At 34.6% G+C, this 3820-nt stretch carries 3 protein-coding genes; all 3 read right to left on the bottom strand.

Annotated elements, in window-relative coordinates; all coding sequences use genetic code 11:
- Positions 1 to 134 precede the first annotated feature (134 nt).
- Positions 135 to 755, bottom strand: a complete 621-nt coding sequence (locus tag LBH98_01810) for a flavodoxin family protein (GenBank protein MDR0303493.1) — start codon at positions 753 to 755, stop codon at positions 135 to 137.
- A gap of 110 nt (positions 756 to 865) precedes the next feature.
- Complete coding sequence (locus tag LBH98_01805; GenBank protein MDR0303492.1) at positions 866 to 1789, bottom strand: RluA family pseudouridine synthase; 924 nt, start codon at positions 1787 to 1789, stop codon at positions 866 to 868.
- Positions 1790 to 1822: 33 nt separating this feature from the next.
- A partial coding sequence (locus LBH98_01800; GenBank protein MDR0303491.1) for an N-6 DNA methylase occupies positions 1823 to 3820 on the bottom strand: 1998 nt, incomplete at its 5' end.

Below are 3820 nucleotides of genomic sequence, written 5' to 3'. Positions count from 1 at the left end.
TTTAATAAGTCGCTTTTTTTGTCAGGAATTGTGTATAGCCGCTTGAGAGTAGGAGAGCCGGAGATTTTAATTTGTCTTATTTAATTTATTATCTTGTCTTATTTAATTTATGAATATAGGCGGCAACACCGCAATCAGCGAATAAAGTTCGTTTTTACTTTTTCTTCCTTTTTCGGATAAGCGATTCCCGCTTTCGCTCCCGCTTCTATTGATTTCAGCAGCCATGCCATATTTTTACCTAAAGTTCGCATTATTTGCAAACCTTCCAAATCCTTTTCAACTTCCTCCGGCGTGTTTCCGTGAACCATATTCCAATATTGTGACGAAACGATCGGCATATTGTTTATGGTAAAATATTTGTTTAATTGGTCGAAAGCGGCGCTCGCCCCGCCTCTTCTGCAAGAAATTATCGCGGCGGCGGGTTTATATTCCAATGCGTACGACGACGAATAAAAAAGGCGGTCCATAAACGCGGTGATTCCTCCGCTTGCCGCGGCGTAATGAACCGGCGAACCGAAAATAAATCCGTCAGCCTTTGCCGCCGTTTGAGCGAAACTATTTACAGAATCGTCAACTACGCACTTTTTGTTTTCACGACAATACCCGCACCCGCGGCAACCTGAAATCGCGTTTGCTCCTATTTGAAAAATTTCGGTCGAAACGCTTTCGTTTTTAAGTTCCCTTTCAATTTCACACAACGCCCTGAACGTGCAGCCGGACGAACGCGGACTTCCGTTAATCAGTAAAATTTTCATATTTCCTCCAAATTCCGTTTCTTAACATTCGCCAAATAAAATACAACAATCTCGCTTAATAAGTCAACGACAAGCATTTCATCTTCTGTCGGCTCAATTATAAATCCCTATTAAATTCCCGCCCAAAACTCAAAAATCCGCTCCGATTTCGACTCAAATATCTGTCCGCTTGCAAGCGTAATTTTATATGCGTGAAGCAGTTGATATTTCGATTGCGCATTACTTGCCGCCAACGCCGCTTCGCTTCTTCGTCGCGCATTATATTTTTTATCGCCGACTATCGGATGTCCGACGTATTCCATCGATACGCGGATCTGATGGGAACGTCCGGTGCAAAGCGTGATTTCCAACAGTGAAAAATCGTCTTTCACATCTTTTATAACGTATTGCGTATGGACGAATTTTGAGTTCTCGGACGAATCTTGCGATAAAAAAACTTTGTTTCTTTTCTCATCTTTTTCCAAAAATCCTTTGATTTCACCGGATTTTTCAATTCTTCCTTCAACTATTGCCAGATATTTTTTTTCAATTTTGCGGTTTCGCATTTGCTCGTTGTAAAATTGAAGCGAGTTGTAGGTTTTTGCAAACATTACAAGTCCGCTTGTGTTTTTGTCGAGCCGCTGAATCGGTGCGGGGCTAAACGTTTTTGTGCAAAGATGGCAAAGATACGTCCGAACATGTGTCGCAAGCGTGTTTTGGTATTCGGATTTATCGGGATGCGTCAAAAGTCCGGCGGGTTTGTCAACAACTAAGATTTCATCGTCTTCATAGACAATATTCAGATTTGATTTCTGTACGCAAACAGGCGGTTTTTCTTTTTGTAATTGCGAAATCTGCTCTTGCGAAAGCGAAATCCCCAAAACGTCGCCGACTTGCAAAATTGCGTTTTCTTTTATTCTTTTCCCGTTTATTCTGACGATATTTTTCCGCAAAAGCCTATGAACTACAGAGTTCTCCGCGTTATTCAGGTATTTACACAAAAACCTGTCAACTCTTTGCGGCGCTTCGTTTTCGGAGATGTTTATTTTTTGCATAGTATTTAATGTTTCCAACAGAAAATAGAATTCTTAATCAAAATCTATCTCTATGCTTGCGATTTTATCTAATTCTTCCGAAATGCTTTTTTTGATTTGTTCTATTTTGTGGTGTTTTTCGGCAATTTGTTGTTGAGCGGACAAGTCAAATTCACACTTGGAATTAATTGGGACTGAAATTTCTATTGGTTTTATTTTTTCAATAGTTGGTTTGTTTTCCCAATTAAAATTATGTGCAATAAAAACATTTTTCAATTCATTAAGAAGATAATGATAATCTAACTTCTCATTTTTCTTAATTAATAATCTTGCATCGCCATTAATGCTGAATTTATGTTTTTCTCTGTAAAAGAAAGTTCCTGCATAAACGCCATTAGCGGTTAATTGAATACACTCAATATCGAAATCGTATGAATCAATATGTCCGAATATTCCATTTTGTTTGGTATTTGCAGAATAAACAACATATTCGCCTTTATGATTATTTAGATAGTTTTGTGTAAGTTTTGAATTACCGCTTTTTATTTCAAACAAATTATCCAATCTAAATTTTTCTATATCATATTCATTTTCTATTTCAACTTTCAATTCCTCTATCTGTTTTTTGTATTGTGAAATTTTTTTATTCAACTCTGCAATATATTCGTATTTTTCTATAACTTCTTTTTGTTTTTCAACATCAATATTGCCTTGTTCATCAAAAGGAATTTCAACACAAACATTTTGCATATTTTTTAAAGATGACCGCAGTCCCCTGTCAAAACCATACTTGTGTTTTACTGTTTGAAGTTGTAGCATTAAGTATTCGGGCAAAATATCGTCTTTCAAAATTCTGATTGTACCGCAATGGTCAGTGGTTACAAAAGGAGTGTTTTTAGGAATGAAATTAAAATCAAAATCACCATCAATGCCCCAAAGCACAAAATTATTTGAAAAGTCTGTTATATTACTTTGGCTATGAAATGAAATTGGAAATTTTGCATTTGCACTAAAAATAGGCATGTCCCCTTTTATGTGAATTAGGTTTTTTTTAACCAAACGTTTTCCGATAAAGAGATTGAAATAATTATTATCTGATAAGGATATTTCATGAAAATCGCATACTAACTTTTTTTTTTCGGCAACACCTTTCAGTAAATCAGAATATTCTTTTAGTGTTTCTGAAGCGTCACCTATTAATTCGCTAAAACCGCTAATGTCAATCGTTTTATTTTCTTCTACAATTCTTAATTCAATTTGTTCTTCTTTTGACCACCAGCGTTCAACACTCCAATGATTTTCAGGATTAAATTTAGAAATTGGTTGAATTTTGCAACGCTTTTCGTCACACTTAAAAGTTGTTTTTGCATTTTTAAACTGATTAAACCAATTTATTGCCTCCGTTAAATCATCTTGTTCTATTTCGAAACGATAAATATCACGACTTTCACCTATTTCACTGACTAAATAAGTAAAAACAGGCTCTATTTGTTGTTCTAATCTGTTTCCTTTTTTTGTAATACAAAGTATATATGTTTTTTTAGGTGTTGAAAAAAATGTCTTAACAGGTAATGAAATAATACCGTCAATGGTACATTCATCAAGAATGTATTGCCTCAAATTTTTATCATTTTGTCGATTGAGTATTCCATCAGGAACGACAATGAATGCTTTTCCATTTGGTTTTAGGGCTTTAATAATCCATTCCATAAACAAACCTTCCAAGCCCATTGCATTTATTTTATAATAATTAGAAAGATTCTTTCTTTTTATTTCCTCTTTGATATTACTGCTTCCACTTGTTACATAAGGAGGATTGGAAAGTATCAGGTCGTATTTTTCTTCTTCTTTTACTGCTAATGTGCCAAGAATTGAATTTTTTTTCAGTTCAAAACTTTTATTGAATAGATCTGCAAATTGTGTAGTTATTGTTTTATTATCTTTTATTAATTCTGAAAAATATATCAACATATTTGCTTTTGCAAGAATAATTGTTTTCTGTTCGTCCTTGTCAAAACCAATATCATAACCAAAAATTTCAATATTACTTTT

It is taken from the genome of Chitinispirillales bacterium (assembly GCA_031254455.1).
In the GTDB taxonomy this organism is placed as follows: domain Bacteria; phylum Fibrobacterota; class Chitinivibrionia; order Chitinivibrionales; family Chitinivibrionaceae; genus WRFX01.
Note: the sequence above shows the minus strand (reverse complement) of the source record. Positions and strands in the feature narration are given on the sequence as shown.

Excerpts from the sequence above, each read along its gene's own strand:
- LBH98_01810 (MDR0303493.1), bottom strand. The coding sequence starts at position 755 with ATGAAAATTTTACTGATTAACGGAAGTCCGCGTTCGTCCGGCTGCACG.
- LBH98_01805 (MDR0303492.1), bottom strand. The coding sequence starts at position 1,789 with ATGCAAAAAATAAACATCTCCGAAAACGAAGCGCCGCAAAGAGTTGAC.